Annotated in this window: 20 protein-coding genes; 14 read left to right on the forward strand and 6 right to left on the reverse strand. The window is 59.5% G+C overall.

Features of this window, described 5'->3' with window-relative positions:
* Positions 1-52 precede the first annotated feature (52 nt).
* Both KI810_RS00320 and KI810_RS00325 read left to right on the forward strand, forming a co-directional pair.
* Positions 53-460 (forward strand): exosortase system-associated protein, TIGR04073 family, encoded by a 408-nt coding sequence (locus tag KI810_RS00320; protein WP_214173501.1) that lies wholly within the window; start codon positions 53-55, stop codon positions 458-460.
* 1 nt (position 461) lies between these two features.
* Positions 462-848, forward strand: coding sequence for an exosortase system-associated protein, TIGR04073 family (locus KI810_RS00325; protein WP_246525100.1), 387 nt, complete (start codon positions 462-464; stop codon positions 846-848).
* 103 nt (positions 849-951) lie between these two features.
* On the opposite strand, the gene KI810_RS00330 is transcribed toward KI810_RS00325, so the two are convergent.
* Positions 952-1200, reverse strand: coding sequence for a hypothetical protein (locus KI810_RS00330; RefSeq protein WP_214173502.1), 249 nt, complete (start codon positions 1198-1200; stop codon positions 952-954).
* Positions 1201-1542: 342 nt separating this feature from the next.
* Between KI810_RS00330 and KI810_RS00335 the strand changes: the two genes are divergently transcribed.
* The 12 genes from KI810_RS00335 (at position 1543) to gpmI (ending at position 13937) form a co-directional block, all read left to right on the forward strand.
* Positions 1543-4056, forward strand: coding sequence for a TIGR03960 family B12-binding radical SAM protein (locus KI810_RS00335; protein ID WP_214173503.1), 2514 nt, complete (start codon positions 1543-1545; stop codon positions 4054-4056).
* Between the two features lie 181 nt (positions 4057-4237).
* On the forward strand, positions 4238-5749 hold the full coding sequence (locus KI810_RS00340) for an Rne/Rng family ribonuclease (RefSeq protein ID WP_214173504.1): 1512 nt from the start codon (positions 4238-4240) through the stop codon (positions 5747-5749).
* A 103-nt stretch (positions 5750-5852) separates the two neighbouring features.
* Positions 5853-6152: a Rieske (2Fe-2S) protein gene (locus KI810_RS00345; protein WP_214173505.1), complete on the forward strand. Its 300-nt coding sequence runs from the start codon at positions 5853-5855 to the stop codon at positions 6150-6152.
* Between the two features lie 90 nt (positions 6153-6242).
* A complete protein-coding gene (gene rplU / locus KI810_RS00350; protein ID WP_214173506.1) occupies positions 6243-6551 on the forward strand; it encodes a 50S ribosomal protein L21 in 309 nt (102 codons plus the stop codon).
* A 31-nt stretch (positions 6552-6582) separates the two neighbouring features.
* Positions 6583-6840 (forward strand): 50S ribosomal protein L27, encoded by a 258-nt coding sequence (gene rpmA / locus KI810_RS00355; RefSeq protein WP_214173507.1) that lies wholly within the window; start codon positions 6583-6585, stop codon positions 6838-6840.
* Positions 6841-6948: 108 nt separating this feature from the next.
* Entirely contained in the window at positions 6949-7968 is a 1020-nt protein-coding gene (obgE, locus tag KI810_RS00360; protein ID WP_214173508.1) for a GTPase ObgE, read from the forward strand.
* Between the two features lie 121 nt (positions 7969-8089).
* Entirely contained in the window at positions 8090-9211 is a 1122-nt protein-coding gene (gene proB, locus KI810_RS00365; protein WP_214173509.1) for a glutamate 5-kinase, read from the forward strand.
* Between the two features lie 246 nt (positions 9212-9457).
* Positions 9458-10714 (forward strand): glutamate-5-semialdehyde dehydrogenase, encoded by a 1257-nt coding sequence (locus KI810_RS00370; protein ID WP_214173510.1) that lies wholly within the window; start codon positions 9458-9460, stop codon positions 10712-10714.
* 162 nt (positions 10715-10876) lie between these two features.
* Positions 10877-11527, forward strand: coding sequence for a nicotinate-nucleotide adenylyltransferase (nadD, locus tag KI810_RS00375; protein WP_214173511.1), 651 nt, complete (start codon positions 10877-10879; stop codon positions 11525-11527).
* Positions 11517-11903 (forward strand): ribosome silencing factor, encoded by a 387-nt coding sequence (gene rsfS / locus KI810_RS00380; protein WP_214173512.1) that lies wholly within the window; start codon positions 11517-11519, stop codon positions 11901-11903. Before nadD ends, rsfS begins: the two co-directional genes overlap by 11 nt.
* Complete coding sequence (locus KI810_RS00385; RefSeq protein WP_214173513.1) at positions 11900-12361, forward strand: 23S rRNA (pseudouridine(1915)-N(3))-methyltransferase RlmH; 462 nt, start codon at positions 11900-11902, stop codon at positions 12359-12361. The genes rsfS and KI810_RS00385 overlap by 4 nt, the downstream gene beginning before the upstream one ends.
* A 37-nt stretch (positions 12362-12398) precedes the next feature.
* Positions 12399-13937 carry a 2,3-bisphosphoglycerate-independent phosphoglycerate mutase gene (gpmI, locus tag KI810_RS00390; RefSeq protein ID WP_214173514.1) on the forward strand — a complete coding sequence of 513 codons (1539 nt, stop codon included), beginning with the start codon at positions 12399-12401 and terminating at the stop codon, positions 13935-13937.
* A 103-nt stretch (positions 13938-14040) separates the two neighbouring features.
* Here gpmI and KI810_RS00395 read toward each other — a convergent pair whose 3' ends face one another.
* The 5 genes from KI810_RS00395 to KI810_RS00415 all read right to left on the reverse strand — a co-directional run bounded on the left by KI810_RS00395 (position 14041) and on the right by KI810_RS00415 (position 18166).
* On the reverse strand, positions 14041-14460 hold the full coding sequence (locus KI810_RS00395) for a TraR/DksA family transcriptional regulator (protein WP_214173515.1): 420 nt from the start codon (positions 14458-14460) through the stop codon (positions 14041-14043).
* Between the two features lie 110 nt (positions 14461-14570).
* Positions 14571-15914, reverse strand: coding sequence for a 30S ribosomal protein S12 methylthiotransferase RimO (rimO, locus tag KI810_RS00400; protein ID WP_214173516.1), 1344 nt, complete (start codon positions 15912-15914; stop codon positions 14571-14573).
* A gap of 51 nt (positions 15915-15965) precedes the next feature.
* The gene (locus KI810_RS00405; RefSeq protein ID WP_214173517.1) at positions 15966-16451 is read right to left on the reverse strand and encodes a YajQ family cyclic di-GMP-binding protein; all 486 of its coding nucleotides are present in this window, start codon (positions 16449-16451) and stop codon (positions 15966-15968) included.
* A 107-nt stretch (positions 16452-16558) separates the two neighbouring features.
* Positions 16559-17260 carry a LolA family protein gene (locus tag KI810_RS00410; RefSeq protein WP_214173518.1) on the reverse strand — a complete coding sequence of 234 codons (702 nt, stop codon included), beginning with the start codon at positions 17258-17260 and terminating at the stop codon, positions 16559-16561.
* 114 nt (positions 17261-17374) lie between these two features.
* The gene (locus KI810_RS00415) at positions 17375-18166 is read right to left on the reverse strand and encodes a LolA family protein (protein ID WP_214173519.1); all 792 of its coding nucleotides are present in this window, start codon (positions 18164-18166) and stop codon (positions 17375-17377) included.
* Between the last annotated feature and the right edge of the window lie 59 nt (positions 18167-18225).

Raw genomic sequence — 18225 nt, forward strand, 5'->3', positions numbered from 1 at the left:
GTTAAAAGACAATTACATTCAATATGTTCGTGCTTGTGAAAGGAGATTTTATATGCGGATTCTCACCAGAGCGCTCCCCCTCCTGCTCATCCTCTGCATTGCCAGTCCGGTCCTGGCCCAGGATTCCCCGAAACCGGAAGCAATTGTGGACAAGATGGCCTTCAAATTCGTCCGCGGGGCAACAAATGTTGTAACGTCCATTGCTGAACTCCCTAAACAGACCTACCTGAATGTGCGGGACCGGGGACCTGTCGGTTACGTGGTCGGGCCCCTTGCGGGTATAGGCATGACGGTGTACAGGGCCGTGATGGGGGCAGCCGAGACGGTGTTCTTCATGGTCCCGCAACCGGGTTATTTCGACCCCATGGTCGATCCCGAGTATGTCTGGCAGGGATGGGAAGAGATGCGCAGCGAACCCATACATCAGGCCGACGCAGAACAGCCGGCGCCGGCAAAATGATATGAACCGGCATGCACTGAAAAAGATGGCCGGTGTAGCACTGTTGTGCGGGGGGCTCCTCTGTGGCCAGGCATTATCTGCCCGGGCCGACAACTTCCAGACCGTGGAGAGTTCCTCTCCCCAGCAAGTGGTCGGCAGCATGTCGGGCAAGATGGTACGGGGGATCACCAACGTTGCGACCGGCTGGCTGGAATTCCCCATGCAGATATACCTGACCTTCAAGAATGAGGGTGTCACGAAGGGACTGACCGTCGGCCCCCTGAAAGGGCTCGGGATGACTCTGGTCAGAACGGTGACCGGAGCAGCCGAAACCACGACCTTCTTCCTCGCCTATCCCGGTTTTTACGACCCCTATTTCGAGCCGGAGTTTGCCTGGGAAGAAGAGTGACCATCCCACGGGTTTCGACTCGGATAATCACCGTACCGAAACTGCAGACAAAAAAAAGCCGCATCCGAGGATGCGGCTTTTTTCGTGAGCGGTGTGGCTCGGATTACTTCGCAGCCGGAGCGGCAGGAGCAGCAGCCGGAGCGGCAGCTTCTTCTTTTTTCACGGCTTTCTTGGCTTTTTTCTTGGCTTTCTTGGCCGGCTTCTTCTCTTCTTTCTTCACTTCGGCAGCCGGAGCAGCAGCAGCGGCAGGGGCAGCAGCCGGAGCAGCCTTCGGGGCCTCAGAGGCGAACACTACGCCAGCGAAAGAAACGGCAACAAGAGCGGCAACGATGGTGGATAGAACTTTTTTCATTTGTACTTCCTCCTAAAGAAATGGTTTAATCGACTTAAAGCACTAGCCATGCCAACCTGTAAATATCCATATATTTTGCATAGTTACACAATCCTCCCCCCGTATAGCGTCACGCTGCCACACCCCACGGTACCGGAAAACATCCAATCTCTGCCTTATTTGCGGCATACACCAAGTCAGCGACATGGTCACGGCATCCTTGCTTGCTAAAAACGTTGAATTGTACTATGTTGGCAAACAGATAGGTCGTGGCGGCAGCCCCCGCCGGGACCTTTTTTTGTCGGAGCGGGTCCCGCGGCAAACACTTCACCACGCTCACGACAACCGTCCAGGAGTATTAACGTGCTGAATGACGACTTGCTTGAAATTGAAAAACCTGCCCGCTACATGGGGGGCGAAATGGGAGGGGTTCGCAAGGAACGGCCGGATATCCGCTTTGCCCTGGCCTTCCCCGATGTGTATGAAGTGGGAATGAGCCACCTGGGGTTGCAGATTCTCTACGGAATCCTGAACGGCGTCCCGTGGCTTGCCGCCGAACGAGCCTACGCCCCCTGGCCCGACCGGGAAGAGCAGCTCCGCACCGAAAAATCCCCCCTCGCCACCCTGGAAAGCGGCACGCCACTCGGAGCGACGGACATCATCGGCTTTACGCTCCAGTACGAGCTTTCCTACACCAATATCCTCAACATGCTGGAACTGGCCGATATCCCGCTGCTGGCCGCCGAGCGGGACACATCCTGGCCGCTCGTCATAGCAGGCGGCCCCTGTGCCGGAAATCCGGAACCTCTGGCCGATTTTTTCGACGCCTTCCTGCTGGGTGACGGAGAAGAGGCATCCCTTGAGATTGCGGAAGCCGTTCGCCGCTGGAAGCTCGATGGAAGCGACAACAAGGCGGCTCTTCTCGATGCGCTGTCGAAGATAGAGGGGGTGTATGTCCCCTCTTTTTTCACCGTCAGCTACGGGAAGAACGGACAGGTCGCGGCCATCGATCCCCTCAAGCAGGGCTATGACCGGGTAAAGCGGCGGATACTCTCCGATCTCGAAGCTGCCCCTTACCCCACCGCGCCGGTCATTCCCTTTCTGAAGACCGTCCATGACCGGGTAAGCCTGGAGATCGCCCGCGGCTGCACCCGCGGCTGCCGCTTCTGTCAGGCGGGCTATCTCTACCGGCCGGTGCGGGAGCGCTCCCCACGGCGGATACTGGAACTCGTCGAAGCGACCCTGCGCAACACCGGTTACGACGAGATTTCGCTCCTCTCCCTCTCCACGGGAGATTACGGCTGCATCGCGCCGCTCCTCAAGGAACTGATGGCAACGTATGCTGAGCAGCGGATTGCCGTCTCTTTTCCGTCGCTCCGGGTCGGCTCCCTCACCCAGGAACTGGTGGAGGAAGTGAAAAAAGTTCGCAAGACCGGCTTTACCCTCGCCCCGGAGGCGGGGAGCGAGCGGCTCCGGCTGGTGATAAACAAAGGGATAACGGAAGACGACCTGCTGCAGAACGCCGCGGAGGTCTACCGGGCCGGCTGGCGACTCATCAAGCTCTATTTCATGATCGGCCTTCCGACAGAAACCATGGACGACGTGCTCGGCATCGCCGAACTGGCAAAGAAAGTCAAGCAGCAGGGGAAACTGTCGGGCCACGGCGGCGAAGTCAACGTTGCGGTTTCCAGCTTCGTCCCCAAACCCCACACCCCCTTCCAGTGGGAACCCCAGATCAGCTACGAGGAGATCCTCACCAAGCAGGAATTCCTCCGGATGGAACTGAAAAGACGCAAGCTCAACTTCAAATGGCAGGATGCACCGCTGACCGTGATGGAAGGGGTCTTCGCCCGCGGCGACCGCCGCCTCGGCAAGGTGTTGCTGGAAGCCCGCCGCCTCGGCTGCCGCTTCGACGGCTGGGGCGAACATTTCAGCTTCCCCCGCTGGCAGGAGGCATTCAGAAACTGCGGCATCGACCCCCGCTTCTATCTCCGCCGCCGCGACCCGGCGGAAATCCTCCCCTGGGACCATCTGGAATGCGGTGTAGCGAAGGGATTCCTGCTGCGCGAACTCGCCAACGCCATGGCCGATGATGCCGCCTACACCCCCGACTGTCGTACCGGCGCCTGTACCGTCTGCGGGGTCTGCGACTTCGACAGGGTAGCAATGCGCTTGAATCCTCCGGGGACCTCGGAGGCGGGAACTCCCGAACCCCAGGAAACGCCAGTCCCGGCGGAAACGCCACCGACCCGTATCCGCATCCGCTTCAGCAAAACGGGCCCCATGCGTTTTTTGAGCCATCTTGAGATGCTGACCCTCTTCACCCGGGCCGTGGGGCGGAGCAGGGTGCCGATCCGCTACTCCCAGGGGTTTCACCCCCACCCAAAATTCTCCTTCGCCACCGCTCTGTCGGTGGGGGTGGAATCGTGGGCCGAGTATCTGGACATGGAACTGGCGGAGCCCTGGAGCGCCGACAAGGTGAAAGATGCTCTCAATTCGGTCCTCCCCGCGGGGGTTGAAATTCTCGAAAGTGCAGAAATCCCGTTGAACAGTACCTCCCTGTCGGTTATCATGGATAAGGTGCGCTACCGCGTCACCCTTCCCGGCGAACGAGACCTCGACCTGCCGGCACGGGTTGCATCCTTTCTCGCCCGGGAACATCACCCCTATCACCGGGAGAAAAAGGGGAAGAGCCAGGATTTCGATCTTCGTACGGAACTGCACGACCTCCGGACCACCGACGGCAAACTGGAGATGGTCGTCGGTCGCGGCAAGCCCCTGGAGTTCACCGCCGTCATCACCGGCCTCTCCCCGGAAGAACTGAAGGGGACGCGTATAGAAAAGCTGGAAGTTTTTTTCAACAATTCACCCTTTTGAATACTTTTTATCTATAACGCTTACAATTGAGAAACGTGGAGTTTTTTGCCTTGGCATGGCAGTCGAGGGAGCGCGCGAAGGCGTAGTACCCAAAAATCGGGTATAAACAGCGCTACGTCGCACAGGCGACCCCGAAGGCTTACGCAGCCACGATGAAAAAGCCGCGTTTCCGGGAGAACAGATGGGCAACGAACTGGTCATCAACACCGCCTCCCACGAAACCCGCATCGCCCTCATCGAGAACGGCACCATTGCCGAACTCTACATCGAGCGGAGCAGGGTCAAGGGGATCGTCGGCAACATTTACAAAGGGCGGGTCATACGGGTGCTTCCCGGCATGCAGGCTGCCTTCGTGGACATCGGCCTGGAAAAGGCAGCCTTCCTTTACGTCGCCGACGTTTTCGACGCCATGGACGAGTACGAGTCGTTCATGGACGGCAACGGCAAGAAGGAAGAGCAACCCGAAGGGGAAGAGCCGGTGCTTCACCCGCTTCACCCCATCGAGGAACTCCTTCAGGAAGGGCAGGAGCTCCTGGTCCAGATTTCCAAGGAGCCGATCGGCACAAAGGGGGCACGGATCACTGCCCACATCTCCCTTCCCGGACGGCACCTTGTCTACATGCCGACCGTTGACCATGTGGGCGTTTCCCGCCGCATCGAGGACGAGGTGGAACGGGAACGGCTCAAGGACGTCGTGGAGCGGATCAAGCCGGCGAGCGGCGGCTTCATCGTCCGTACCGTCTCCGAGGGGAAGAGTGAGGAGGACCTGGTTGCCGACCTGAACTACCTGACCAAGCTCTGGGGGGAGGTGGTCAAGAAGAACGAGAAGGCCCATGCTCCCAGCCTCATCCATTCCGACCTGGACGTAACCCAGAAGGTGGTACGGGATATCCTCACCGAAGCGGTTGACCGGATCGTGGTGGACTCCAAGCCGGAGTATGACCGGATCGTCCAGTTCATCACCACCTTCATGCCGAAGATGAAATACTCCATCGAACTCTACGACGAGGAAGAGCCGATCTTCGACCATTTCGGCCTTGAGGTTGAGATCAGCCGCGCCCTGGGACGCAAGGTCTGGCTGAAATCGGGCGGCTACATCATCATCGAGCAGACCGAAGCACTCACGGCCATCGACGTCAACACCGGCCGATTCGTGGGAAAGCACAACCTGGAAGACACCATCCTCAAGACCAACCTGGAGGCGGTCAAGGAGATTGCCTACCAGTTGCGCCTCAGGAACATCGGTGGGATCATCATCATCGACTTCATCGACATGGAGAAGGAGGTCAACCGGGACAAGGTATTCACCGCCTTGGAAGAGGCGCTGAAAAGCGACAAGTCCAAGACCAACATCCTCAAGATATCCGAACTGGGGCTGGTGGAGATGACCCGCAAGCGGGTGCGGGAGAGCATCGGCCGGATGCTCTGTGAGCCCTGTCCCTACTGCGAGGGACGCGGCTACGTAAAGTCCAAGACCACCGTCTGCCACGAGATATTCCGGGAGCTCAGGCGGGAGATGCTCGACATCCGCGGCACCAAGGTAATGCTCACCGTCCACCCCCAGGTGGCTGACCTCCTCTACGACGAAGAGCGGCGCGGCCTGGAAGAGCTGGAAAAGAAGTTCAAGAAGCGGATCACGGTACGGGCAAAGCCGGGCTTCCACCAGGAACAGTTCGAGATCGCCATAAGTTGAGGGAAAGGGTGGGGACGGGCTCGAGGAAAAATGAGTCCCGTCCCCACCCCTTGCACCTCTGCCAAGCACCGATTGGTGCCATAAAAGCCACAAGGAGGAACAGATGGTATTCGCCGCGAAAGTTTCCGAAGTCCCTCTCTGGGGGAAAAAGGTCGTCTCCGTGAACGGGCAGGAGATTCTCCTGGTCAACAGCAAAGGGACCATCTACGCCTGCGAAACCGAATGTCCCCACCAGGGGGCACCCCTCTCCGGGGCACTCCTCAAGGAGGCCGGCATCATCACCTGCCAGCGCCACGGTTACCGTTTCAACCTGCAGACCGGTGAATGCCAGGATTACCCGGAGTACACCCTGAAAACCTACCCCGTCCAGGTGGTAGGTGACGAAATCCACGTGGGAATATGATCCCCCTTGGAAAATTTGCCTTGACATGACAATGTATTTCCGCTATTTTTTAGCGCTCACGCTAAAAATCGGTAAAGGTGGTGAAGCTCAATGTACGCAGTAATTAAAACCGGAGGGAAGCAATACAAAGTTTCCGAAGGCGATCTGTTGAAGATCGAGAAGCTCGAGGGGGCCGTCGGTGACACCGTCGAACTCAGCGAAGTCCTGATGGTTGGCGGCGATACGGTCAAAATCGGAACACCGTTAGTGCCCAGCGCCTCTGTGGTCGGCAAGATCGTCGAGCAGGGGAAAGACAAGAAAATCCTTGTCTTCAAGTCGAAACGGAGAAAAAACTCCAGGAAACTTAACGGGCACCGTCAACCGAGAACCATTCTGAAGATCGAAAAGATTAACGCCTAAACAAGTTTTACCTGATCAAGGAGATAGCACCATGGCACACAAGAAAGCCGGCGGAAGTTCGCGTAACGGCCGCGATTCGGAAAGCAAACGCCTCGGCTGCAAGAAGTTCGGCGGCGAAGCCGTCACGGCTGGCAACATCATCTACCGTCAGCGCGGCACCCAGATTCATCCAGGGACCAACGTCGGATGTGGCAAGGATTACACCCTCTACGCCCTGATCGACGGCGTTGTCAAGTTCGAACGGCTCGGCCGGGACCGCAAGAAGGTTTCCGTCTACCCCGCAAACTAGGGAGCAAACCACAAACAACGCAAAAGCCTGGGACTGCAGAGTTCCGGGCTTTTGTTGTTTGAACGGAGAGGGAGCGACCAGCTTCCCTCTGAAAAAGCAAGGGACAACATGAGCTTCATCGACGAAGTAAAGATCCACCTGAAGTCCGGTGACGGCGGGGCCGGCTGCGTCTCCTTCCGGCGCGAAAAATTCATCCCCTACGGTGGCCCGGACGGCGGGGACGGCGGCAAGGGGGGAGACGTCATCATCCAGGCATCTTCCGGCCTTTCCACTCTCCTCGACCTGCGCCAGCGCCCCCACCAGAAGGCCAAACGGGGGGGGAACGGCATGGGGAAGGACCGTCATGGAGCATACGGAGACAGCCTGAAGATTCTGGTCCCCGTCGGCACCGTCATCAAGGATGCGGAGACCGACGAGATACTGGCCGACCTGACCGAGCCGGAGCAAACCGTCGTCCTTCTCAAGGGAGGCCGCGGCGGCCAGGGTAATGCCCGCTTCGCCACCTCCACCAACAAGGCCCCCAAATTCGCCCAGCCCGGCGAGCCGGGGGAAGAGCGCTGGGTCCGGCTGGAACTGAAACTCATGGCCGACGTGGGGCTCCTCGGTTTCCCGAGTGTGGGGAAATCGTCTTTCATCGCCAAGGTCTCCGCCGCCCGGCCGAAGATTGCGGACTACCCCTTCACCACTCTCGTCCCCAACCTGGGAGTGGTGGCATACAAGAATTACCGCTCCTTCGTCATCGCCGACATCCCCGGCCTCATTGAAGACGCCCATGCGGGGGCGGGACTCGGTCACCGCTTTCTCAAACACCTGGAACGGACCGGCCTGCTCCTTCACATCCTGGATATCTCCTGGATGCCGGAGCGAGACCCGATCCGGGAATACGAGGCACTCAACCGGGAACTGTCGCTCTTCAATCCCGAACTGGCGGAAAAGACGCAGATCATCGTCATCAACAAAATCGACCTCCCCCAGGTAGAGGAAAACCTTCCCCGGGTCCTTCCCTGGTTCACCGGGCAGGGACTCAAGGTTTTCCCCATTTCCACCGTCACCGGCCGGGGGATACAGGAACTGCTGGACGAGATCGCACGCAACCTCTGGGGTGAACCGGCCACCGAGGAGTGGTAACGTTTGCCATGCCCGGGCAAACATGATATGTACTTCCGTATCCTTCGTGACGGCGTCAACGGGGAGGCGGTACCACTGCAAAAAGCGCTCAGGTAGGGCATACCAGCGAAAACAGGCACGCATGCGCGAAGAAATTCTCCACAAGGTCAAACGACTCGTCATCAAGATCGGCAGCCGGGTTCTCACCTGCACCGACAACGGACTCGACCTGGCCACCATCGGTCGACTCGCTGCCGAGATCACCGCTCTGCGAAGGCGGGGTATCGAGGTCATCATGGTCTCCTCTGGTGCCGGTGCTGCAGGGCGCAAGGAGCTCGGCCTGGACGACCGCCCCCGGACCATCCCCCAGAAGCAGGCGGCGGCAGCCATCGGCCAGCCACGGCTCATGCGCGCCTACGAAGAGGCATTCGCCGCCCACGGCCACAAGGTTGCCCAGCTTCTCCTCACCCGGCACGACCTGATGGACCGTCAGCGCTTCCTCAACGCCCGCGCCACCCTCGACACCCTCCTGCACTTCGGCATCATCCCGATCATCAACGAGAACGACACCGTCGTGGTGGAGGAGATCAAGTTCGGCGACAATGACAACCTGTCGGCTCTGGTGACCAACCTGACCGAAGCCCAGCTCCTGGTGATCCTGACCGACATCGACGGCTTCTACGACGCCGACCCCCGGGAACACCCCGGAGCCCGGCTCGTACCGCTGGTACGCGCCATCACCAAGGAAGTGGAAAAAGCAGGGGGAGGCTCCAGTTCTACGGTCGGCACCGGCGGCATGGCAACCAAGCTGGCGGCAGCGAAAAAGGCGGGGCAGTTCGGCGTGGCTACGATCATGACCAACGGCATGACCCCCGGTAACCTCATCCGTGTCATGGACGGGGAAGAAGTGGGAACCCTCTTTCTGCCGGCCAGGACAGTGCTGAACCGGCGCAAGCACTGGATCGCCTATACCTTGCGGCCCCGTGGCAGGGTCATCGTCGATGAAGGGGCGCGCAAGGTTCTTGCCCAGCACGGTCGAAGCCTCCTCCCCTCCGGCATCGTCGAAGTCGAGGGAGAGTTCGAACGGGGAGCCTGCGTGCGGGTCTGCGGCCCGGACGGCACGGAGTTCGCCCGCGGCATCGTCGACTATGCGAGCCAGGAGCTTGCAAAGATCCTCGGCCACAAAAGCGGCGAGATAGAAACTATTCTCGGCTACCGGTACGGGGACGAGATCATCCACCGGGACAACCTGGTGGTACTGTAGCCGTACAAATAAAAAGCGAATAGCACACGGAAAAAGCAGAAACTGCGGATAAAGGCGGATTTTCAACATCAGTAGTCTCGTCAGCTGCCCGCGCAAAGGCCTTCTCCCTCTCTGCACGGAGTGACGCTGAGCAACCAAGATGGTTATCCGCTGTTATCCGGTTTTTTCCGCAGTTTCCGCGTTCCATTCGGGTTTGAGATTGTATCCTGTCCATTCAGACAATGAGGTTTTCAGGAGGTGGTTGCCGTGACCATTGCCGAACAGATCAGAAAAATCGCCCGTGACGCCCGCCAGGCCTCCCATGTGATGGCCCGCCTCTCTTCCGGCGCGAAAAACGGGCTGCTCCTCGCCATGGCCGACGCCCTCGTCGCCAGTACCTCCATGCTCGTGGAGGAAAACAGAAAGGACCTGACGGCTGGAGAACAAAAGGGGCTTTCCAGCGCCATGCTCGACCGGCTCATGCTGGACGAATCGCGGGTCAGGGCGATGGCAGACGGTCTTCGGGAAGTGGCGGCCCTCCCCGATCCGGTCGGGGAAGTGACCAGGATGTGGAAACGCCCCAACGACCTGCAGGTGGGCAAGATGCGTATCCCGCTGGGGGTCATCGGCATCATCTACGAGGCGCGCCCCAACGTCACCGCCGACGCGGCAGCCCTCTGTCTCAAGGCGGGGAACGGTGTGATACTGCGTGGCGGCTCAGAGGCGATCCACTCAAACCTGGCCATTGCCCGCATCCTCCAGGCCGAGATGGACAAGGCCGGCATCCCGACAGCAGCCCTCACCGTCGTTCCCTTTGCGGAGAGGGAGGGGGTGCTGGAACTGCTCAAGCAGGAGGAGTGCATCGACCTGATCATCCCCCGTGGCGGCGAAAGCCTCATCCGCTTCGTGGTAGAGCACTCCAAGATCCCGGTCATCAAGCATTACAAGGGGGTCTGCCATGTTTTCGTCGATGCCTCGGCCGACTTCGACATGGCGGAGCGGATCATCGTCAACGCCAAGACCCAGCGCCCCGGCGTCTGCAACGCCTTGGAGACAATCCTTATCCATAAGGACGTTGCCGAGACCTTCATCCCCCGCATCGCCGCGACCCTGACCGGCCTCAAGGTGGAGCTGCGGGGGGACGACTGCTTCCGACAGTTTGCCTCTCAGGCCAAGCCGGCAACGGAAGAGGACTGGCACGCAGAGTACCTGGAGCTGATCCTCGCAGCCCGGGTGGTGGACGATCTGGACGAGGCGATCGATCACATCAACCGGTACGGATCGCTTCACACCGAGGCGATCGTCACCCGGGACTACGCCACCTCCCAGCGCTTCATCCGGGAAGTGAACTCCAGCTGCGTACTGATCAACGCCTCCACCCGCTTCGCCGACGGCAACCAGTTGGGACTCGGCGCGGAAATCGGCATCTCCACCACCAAGCTCCATTCCTTCGGTCCCATGGGGCTGGAGGACCTGACGACAACGAAGTTCATCGTCTACGGCGACGGGCAGGTAAGAACTTAAAACAAACACGGTTTACCACTGAGGACACGGAGATTTACAGAGGGAACGCAGCACTGGCCAAATTTGTTGTGTAAGGCTGACTGCACACACAGTTTACTTCAAAATCATGCAGTCACTGAAGGTTCTCCGAGACCTCTGTGGTAAAGCTTTTTGCGGGTATTTATGAAAATCGGCATCATCGGCGGCACCTTCAATCCCATTCACCTGGCCCATCTGCGCATCGCCGAGGAGGTACGTGACAGCCTGGACCTGGTGCGGGTGGTATTCATCCCGGCGGCGTCGCCACCCCACAAGCCGCTGGCGGGAGAGATCCCTTTTGTGCATCGGGTGGCCATGGTGCGGCTGGCGGTACAGGACAACCCCGCCTTCAGCGTGTCGGAGGTGGAAGGTGAACGGGGGGGAAGGTCCTATTCCATCGACACCCTGCGAACCCTGCGGGCCGACCGCCCCGATGACGAATTCTTCTTCATCGTCGGCAGCGACTCCTTTCTGGAAATCGGCAGCTGGCATGAATTCGCCGCCATCTTCGCCTGCTGCAACCTGGTGGTTGTTGAACGCCCCGGTGCCGCCATTGCCGACCTGCAAGCAGTTCTCCCCGCCGCCGTTGCCGGGGAATTCCGCTACCTTCCCGCGGAGCACCGCCTTGTGCACCGCTCCGGCTACTCGGTTCACTACCTACGCGGGATTCCCTTCGATATATCCTCCAGCGCCATCCGGGAACGGGCACGGCAGGGACGTTCACTCAGATACCTCGTACCGGCAACGGTCGAGAATTACATAAAGGAACAGAGGTTGTACGCACATGAGTACTAAACAGATTCTCGAGGCCCGGGAACGAGCCATCAAATCCGCCGCCCTGGCACTCGACAAAAAAGCTCTCGACGTTCGGGTCCTGGAAATACGAACGCTTTCCTCCATCGCCGATTACCTGGTACTGGCATCCGGCCGTTCGGACAAGCAGGTCCAGGCCATCGCCGATTCGGTCCGGCAGGGGCTGAAGAAATTCGGCAAGGTTCTGGACATCGAGGGGGAGAAGGAAGGAAACTGGGTCGTGATCGATTACGGTGACGTGATCGTCCACATCTTTCAGGAGGAGCTGCGCCGCCGCTACGACCTGGACGAGCTCTGGAGCGCCGCACCGGAAGTGGAAATCCCCGCCGAATACCGCTGGGAAGACAAGGAACCGTGAAGATCAGAGTCGTCTGGGTCGGCAAGACCCAGGAGGCTTGGATAAAGACCGGCATCGAGGAATACGCCGGCCGCATCCGGCGCTATGCCCCCCTGGAAATTTCCGAGGCAAAAGAGGAAAAGGGGGCAATGCGTGAGGCGGGACGTGCGGCGGAGTGCGCCCGGCTCGCAAAGCTCCTGCCGAAAAACGCCTGCCTCGTCCTTCTGGACGAAGGGGGAGACGAACTGGACTCCCGCCAGTTGGCCACCTTCATCGAAAAGCAGCGCGACAGCGCCGTTCCCGAGTTGGTGTTCGCCATCGGCGGAGCCTACGGCTTCAGCGACGAGTTCCGCCGCCAGGCCCAACGCACCATTGCCCTGTCGCGCCTCACCTTCACCCACCAGATGGTGCGGCTTTTCCTGCTGGAACAGATTTACCGTGGATTCACCATTCTCAACAACGAACCGTACCACCACTGAACCGGTGAGGCGGGAAGTGAAGCGTGAGGAGTGACGTATGCCGAAAAAACAACCATTGCTGCTGATGATCCTCGATGGCTGGGGACTGAACCCGGACCCGGCGCACAACGCCATCGCCCAGGCCCGTACCCCGAATATGACCGGGCTCTGCCGGGAGTACCCCTGTACCGACATCGGCACGTCCGGCATGTCGGTGGGGCTCCCCGACGGCCAGATGGGAAACTCGGAAGTGGGACACCTGAACATCGGCGCCGGCCGCATCGTTTACCAGGACCTGACCCGCATCTCTAAGTCGATCAGCGACGGTGATTTTTTCAACAATCCGGTGCTCCTCGATTGCATCCGCAGAACTAAGGCCGCCGGTGGCCGGCTCCATCTGGCCGGCCTCGTCTCTGACGGAGGGGTCCATTCCCACAATTCCCATCTCTACGGGCTCCTGGAACTGGCCCGCCGCGAGGGGGTGGAGACATTCGTCCATTGCCTCATGGACGGCCGGGACACCCCCCCCAAGAGTGGTGCCGGCTTTCTCGCCCAGTTGGAAGCTGAAATAGAAAAAATCGGGGCGGGAAAGATCGCCACGGTTATCGGCCGCTACTACGCCATGGACCGGGACAACCGCTGGGAACGGGTTGAGCAGGCCTACAATGCCATCGTCCGCGGCATGGGTGAACAGCGGAAAAGCGCAGCGGACACCATGGCGGAGAGCTATGCCGCCGGCGTGACCGATGAGTTCGTGAAGCCGGCGGTGATCGTTGCCGGCGGTCAGCCCACCGGGACCGTCCGTGACGGTGACGGCTTCATCTTCTTCAACTTCCGCTCCGATCGGGCCCGGGAGATCACCCGGGCGCTGGCCCTGGACGACTGCCCGGGCTTTGCCCGGCAGGACCGGCCCCGGCTGGCCTCCTACGTCTGCATGACCGAGTACGACGCCACCTTCGGCCTCCCCATTGCCTTCGGTCCCGAGTCCCTCACCAACATCCTCGGTGAAGTACTGGGAACACAGGGGCTGACCCAGCTCCGGATTGCCGAAACGGAGAAATATGCCCATGTCACCTTCTTCTTCAACGGCGGGATAGAGGAACCTTTCCCCGGCGAGGAGCGCTGCCTCATCCCCTCCCCCAAGGAGGTCGCAACCTATGACCAGAAGCCGGAAATGAGTGCCTACCTTGTCACCGACGAACTGCTGAAGCGTCTCGATACGGGGAACTACGATGTCATTGTCCTCAACTTCGCCAATGCGGACATGGTGGGTCATACCGGCATCATGCCGGCCGCCATACGGGCCATCGAGACGGTCGATGACTGCGTCGGACGGCTGGTGGCAAAGGTGCGGGAGATGGGAGGCACCGCCATCATCACCGCGGATCACGGCAATGCAGAAGTCATGGTGGACGAAACCGGCGGCCCCCACACCGCCCACACGACCGATCGGGTGCCGCTCATTCTGGTGAATGACCGGTGCAAGGGGAAAACGTTGCGGCCCGGCATACTGGCCGACATCGCGCCGACCATGCTGCACCTCCTCGGCATCCCCCAGCCGAAGGAGATGACCGGGAAAAGCCTTCTTGCGGAGTAATTCCTCGACCTGACATGGTCACTGAGCACAAGAAAAGGCGGCCGCTGCATGCGGACCGCCTTTTATCTTTCTGGCAAAAAAGGGAGTTCAGCTCCTTTTCGTGTCAGGCCTCTTCTTCTTCCCCCAGGGCAATCTCCCGGTAGGCCCGCTCTTCCTCGAAACGCTTAGTCTGTGCCTGCTGCTTCTCGATGTCGGCCTTGCACTTGACGCAGTAGCGGGCAAAGGGCATGACCTTGAGCCGGCCGAGGGGAATCTCCTCCTCGCACTCCTCGCAGATACCGTACTCTCCGTCCTCGATCTTGAGAAGGGCCTCGTCGATGTTGTGGAGCTTTTCCCGCTCCCGGTCATTCAGCAGCAGACCCAGTTCCCGGTCCCGTTCCGATGAAGCCTGATCGTAGATATCTCCGCTCGGCTCACCGGCGGAGAGGCTGGAGCCGCTTTTGACCGCCTTGTTTATCTCCGTCAGCGTATCGTCCTTCATTCTCAGGAGGATCGCCTTCATCTCGTCCATCTTTTCAACCATTACACCCACGCTCCGTCTTGAAATGTCCCCCTTCGAGGCGTCGCAATAATACAGTAATTTCCCCTTTTGTCAAGGAAAAAGCCGGGAGGAGGAAACCCCGCGCCGCGGCTTTAGTCAACGATTTCCCCGATAAGATCGTAGTCCGAGGAATCGGTGATCCGCAGATTGACGATATCCCCCACATTGGCATTGCCGGCGGTGACATAGACCTGTCCGTCGATGTCGGGTGCCTGGCGGGCCGAGCGCCCCCTGAGAAGGAGTTCGGTCTCCTCGCTGTACCCTTCGATGATAACCTGCTCCACCGTATCGATCAGCTGGCGGTTGCGGCGGAAGGAGAGGCGTGCCTGGGCTCGCATCAGCTTCTTGTAGCGTTCCCGCTTGACCCGCTCCGAAACCTGCTCCGGCATCTCCGCCGCCGGCGTTCCCTCCTCCCTCGAGTAGCAGAACACCCCGAGCCGGTCGAACTGGGCCTCCTCCACGAACCGGAGGAGCTTCTTGAAATCGTCATCGGTCTCGCCGGGGAATCCGACGATGAGAGAGGTCCGCAGGGCGACGCCGGGGATCGCTTCCCGCAGCCGGGCGATGAGCGCCCGGATCTCCGCTTCCGAACTGCGGCGGTTCATCTTCTTGAGGATGGGGTCACTGATGTGCTGGAGGGGGATATCGAGGTAGTTGCAGACCTTGGCTTCGGTCCGGATGACCTCGATGAGACTCTCCCGTATGCCGTCGGGATAGGCATAGAGAAGCCTGATCCAGGCAAGCCCCTCGATCTTCGCCACTTCCCGGATGAGTTCCTCCAGGGTCGGCCGATCGGGCAGGTCCTGGCCGTATCCGGTTATATCCTGGGCAATCAGGTTGATTTCCTTCACCCCACCCGCCACCAGTGTGCGGGCTTCCTCAAGGAGCCGGGCCATGGGGCGGGAACGGAAAGAACCCCGCAGGGACGGAATGACACAGTAGGAGCAGCAGTTGGAGCACCCCTCGGCGATCTTCAGGTAGGCGGTGTACGCCGGAGACGACTTGAGGCGGGGAAGGTTCTCGTCGTAAAAGAGGTTGGGATCACCCACATAGCGGAGCTGCTCGTCGGTCCCCTCCTTTTCCGCGATGATCTCGGCGATGCGCGGGTAATCGCCGGTCCCGACGAAGATGTCCACCTCCGGAAGCTCTTGGGCCAGTTCCTCCTGGTAGCGCTGGGGGAGGCAGCCGGTGACGATGAGAAGCCGGCAGCGGGCATCGTGCTTCCGGTCGGCCAGGTCGAGGATGGTATCGATGCTCTCCTGCTTCGCCTCTTTAATGAACGAGCAGGTATTGACGATGATGATATCGGCGTCCCGTTCATCGGTCGTGATTTCGTACTTCTCGTTGGCCAGGTAGCCGAGCATCACTTCGGCATCCACCAGGTTCTTCGGGCAGCCGAGGCTGACCAGGCTTACTTTCTCTTTTGCTGTGCTCAATATGACCTCGTGGAAACAGTATAGTAGAGGCACCCGCGTGGGTGCCCGAATTTACGACCTGAAATTTATGAATTGCATCTCGATGCCCAGATCCTTCCCCTTCAGTATCCGGATGACCTCCTGCAGGTCGTCGATGTTCTTGCCGGTCACCCGCACCTGGTCGTCCTGGATCTGGCTCTGCACCTTGAGCTTGGTCTCCTTGATGACGGCGTTTAACTCCTTCCCCTTCTCTTTGGATATCCCCTGCTGGATGGTGATGACCTGCCGCACCATGCCGCCGGAGGCGGACTCCGCCTTTCCGTACTGGAGAGCCTTGACGGATATCCCCCGCTTGATGAATTTGGACTGGAGGATGTCAATGATCGACTTCAGACGGAAATCATCGTCCGCCAGCACCTTGATGCTCTCCTTTTCCTGGGTCACCTCGCACTTGCTCCCCTTGAAGTCGTAACGTTGGGCGATCTCCTTGACGGTCTGGTTGACCGCGTTATCCACCTCCTGCATATCCACCTTGGAAACAATGTCGAATGACGGCATCCCACAACCTCCTTAAATAAATCAGGTAGAGGTATTCGTTCGCTGTCGCTCACAGGTAAAGGTAATGAGAATCAATCAAAACGGTTTCTCTACCTTTACCTCTACCTTTACCTGTTCTTGATGACTTCCACTCCGGCGGGCACCTTGAAGGTGAAGCGGTTGCTCCCCACGCCACGATTCACCTTCACCCTGCTGTAGTCGATGGTGGTCTTGTTGCCGAGCTGGTCGTACACAACCGACGTGAGAATGGGAAACGGCATGTCCGGTTTGTGTTCCACCAGAAAACGATCCACTGCCGCAGCGGCGATGGTCAGCTGAAGCCTTGCAAGTCCCTGGCTCGGCTTCTTCGGCACGAGATCGAGGACATAGTTTCCTTTCCTGTCCCGACCATCGCCGGCAAAGCTGATGGTGAAATCGCGCGATACGCTCCCCATCCCTGCAAGATAGTTGAGCGCCACGCCGTTGCCTCCCTCGAACATGGCCGCCATCTCCATCACCATGACCTGCCTGTTGTCGGGGAGGTAGTACCAGACCGTCTTGCCGTTGGAGATGATCTGCTGCTTTGGCTTTGAGTAGTTGAAACGGAACATGGCGTTTGCTCCCGCCGGCTTCTTCAGGAACAGCTCGCCGCCACCCCGCTCCTCCCGCTTCATGGCGGCAATGGTGGTGCGCTGGGCGAAGTCGGCCTGCAGGTCGGCAAGGACACGGTACCCTTGCTCAAGGGTGTCGACCACATCCTTCAGTTCGGCGGCGGCAGCCCCTTGAATCATGACCGCCACCATCATCAGCGAAACAAGCAATCTCGGCATGTACGTTTTCATAATCCGTCCTGCGCCGGACCCGTCCGGCTGAATGTGCAAAGGCGACATGAATCATGTCGCCTTTGCGTGACCGCTGCAACCGGCGGCCGGACCCGTCCGGCCTTACCTGCCGGTTGGCGGGCGCACCACCTCAACCCCGGCGGGAACGGTAAAGGTGAACATGCCGTCCATCAGTCGCGAGTTCGCCCTGACATTACTGAATTCCATGATGGTCGTGTTCCCCTTGGGGTCGATCACGGTGGACGAAAGCAGGGGAAAGGCAAACTCGGGCCGGCGGGGATCGTTTATTATCCTGGTGATATCCCGGTTGTTCTGCACATAGGCGAGCACCGCCTCGCGATGAATCACGAGGTACATCTTTGCGATGGTGACGGAGGAACGGCGCGGCGTGAGCTCAAGAACATAGTTGCCCGCCATATCCTGCTGTTGGGAGGAAAAGACTGTCAGAAAATCCTTGGAAAACCGTCCCATCCCCTGGAGGAAATTGACCGGTTGGTTGCTGTACTGGCCGGCACTGAAGGGACCGAAGAAAAAGCTGACGTCGCTCTGGATCACCTGGCGGTTTTCCGGCAGGTACATCCACATGGTCCTGCCGTCACAGACGATTTCCTGGGTCAGGGGACGGAAGTAGTCGAAACGGAACATGAGCGGGCTGGAGGAGGTGGGTGGTTTGAGAAACATCTGCCCTTCGGCGCGCATTTCCCGCCGTGAGGACGCCAGGGTCGAACGCTGGAAGAAGTCCGCCGTCACATCGTTCAGAGAGCGGTACGATTTTTCCAGGGTATCGATGACATCGTTGAGCCCCACATTCACCCGAGGAAGGGTTGCGGCCTCGGCAAAACCGGTGCCCAGTGCCAGAAGCAGAGCTGCAGCTACCATGCAGAACCTTTTCATAAATGCCTCCTCCTGGGGAAGAACCCTATCCGGGCAACCAACGACAAGCGGCGCCACTC

Source organism: Geomobilimonas luticola, assembly GCF_018476905.1.
GTDB classification, from domain to species: domain Bacteria; phylum Desulfobacterota; class Desulfuromonadia; order Geobacterales; family Geobacteraceae; genus Geomobilimonas; species Geomobilimonas luticola.

Excerpts from the sequence above, each read along its gene's own strand:
- gpmI (WP_214173514.1), top strand. The coding sequence starts at position 12,399 with ATGCCGAAAAAACAACCATTGCTGCTGATGATCCTCGATGGCTGGGGA.
- proB (WP_214173509.1), top strand. The coding sequence starts at position 8,090 with ATGCGCGAAGAAATTCTCCACAAGGTCAAACGACTCGTCATCAAGATC.
- rpmA (WP_214173507.1), top strand. The coding sequence starts at position 6,583 with ATGGCACACAAGAAAGCCGGCGGAAGTTCGCGTAACGGCCGCGATTCG.
- KI810_RS00405 (WP_214173517.1), bottom strand. The coding sequence starts at position 16,451 with ATGCCGTCATTCGACATTGTTTCCAAGGTGGATATGCAGGAGGTGGAT.
- KI810_RS00340 (WP_214173504.1), top strand. The coding sequence starts at position 4,238 with ATGGGCAACGAACTGGTCATCAACACCGCCTCCCACGAAACCCGCATC.
- KI810_RS00320 (WP_214173501.1), top strand. The coding sequence starts at position 53 with ATGCGGATTCTCACCAGAGCGCTCCCCCTCCTGCTCATCCTCTGCATT.
- KI810_RS00415 (WP_214173519.1), bottom strand. The coding sequence starts at position 18,166 with ATGAAAAGGTTCTGCATGGTAGCTGCAGCTCTGCTTCTGGCACTGGGC.
- nadD (WP_214173511.1), top strand. The coding sequence starts at position 10,877 with ATGAAAATCGGCATCATCGGCGGCACCTTCAATCCCATTCACCTGGCC.
- rplU (WP_214173506.1), top strand. The coding sequence starts at position 6,243 with ATGTACGCAGTAATTAAAACCGGAGGGAAGCAATACAAAGTTTCCGAA.
- KI810_RS00325 (WP_246525100.1), top strand. The coding sequence starts at position 462 with ATGAACCGGCATGCACTGAAAAAGATGGCCGGTGTAGCACTGTTGTGC.
- KI810_RS00345 (WP_214173505.1), top strand. The coding sequence starts at position 5,853 with ATGGTATTCGCCGCGAAAGTTTCCGAAGTCCCTCTCTGGGGGAAAAAG.
- KI810_RS00395 (WP_214173515.1), bottom strand. The coding sequence starts at position 14,460 with ATGGTTGAAAAGATGGACGAGATGAAGGCGATCCTCCTGAGAATGAAG.
- KI810_RS00330 (WP_214173502.1), bottom strand. The coding sequence starts at position 1,200 with ATGAAAAAAGTTCTATCCACCATCGTTGCCGCTCTTGTTGCCGTTTCT.
- obgE (WP_214173508.1), top strand. The coding sequence starts at position 6,949 with ATGAGCTTCATCGACGAAGTAAAGATCCACCTGAAGTCCGGTGACGGC.
- KI810_RS00410 (WP_214173518.1), bottom strand. The coding sequence starts at position 17,260 with ATGCCGAGATTGCTTGTTTCGCTGATGATGGTGGCGGTCATGATTCAA.
- rsfS (WP_214173512.1), top strand. The coding sequence starts at position 11,517 with ATGAGTACTAAACAGATTCTCGAGGCCCGGGAACGAGCCATCAAATCC.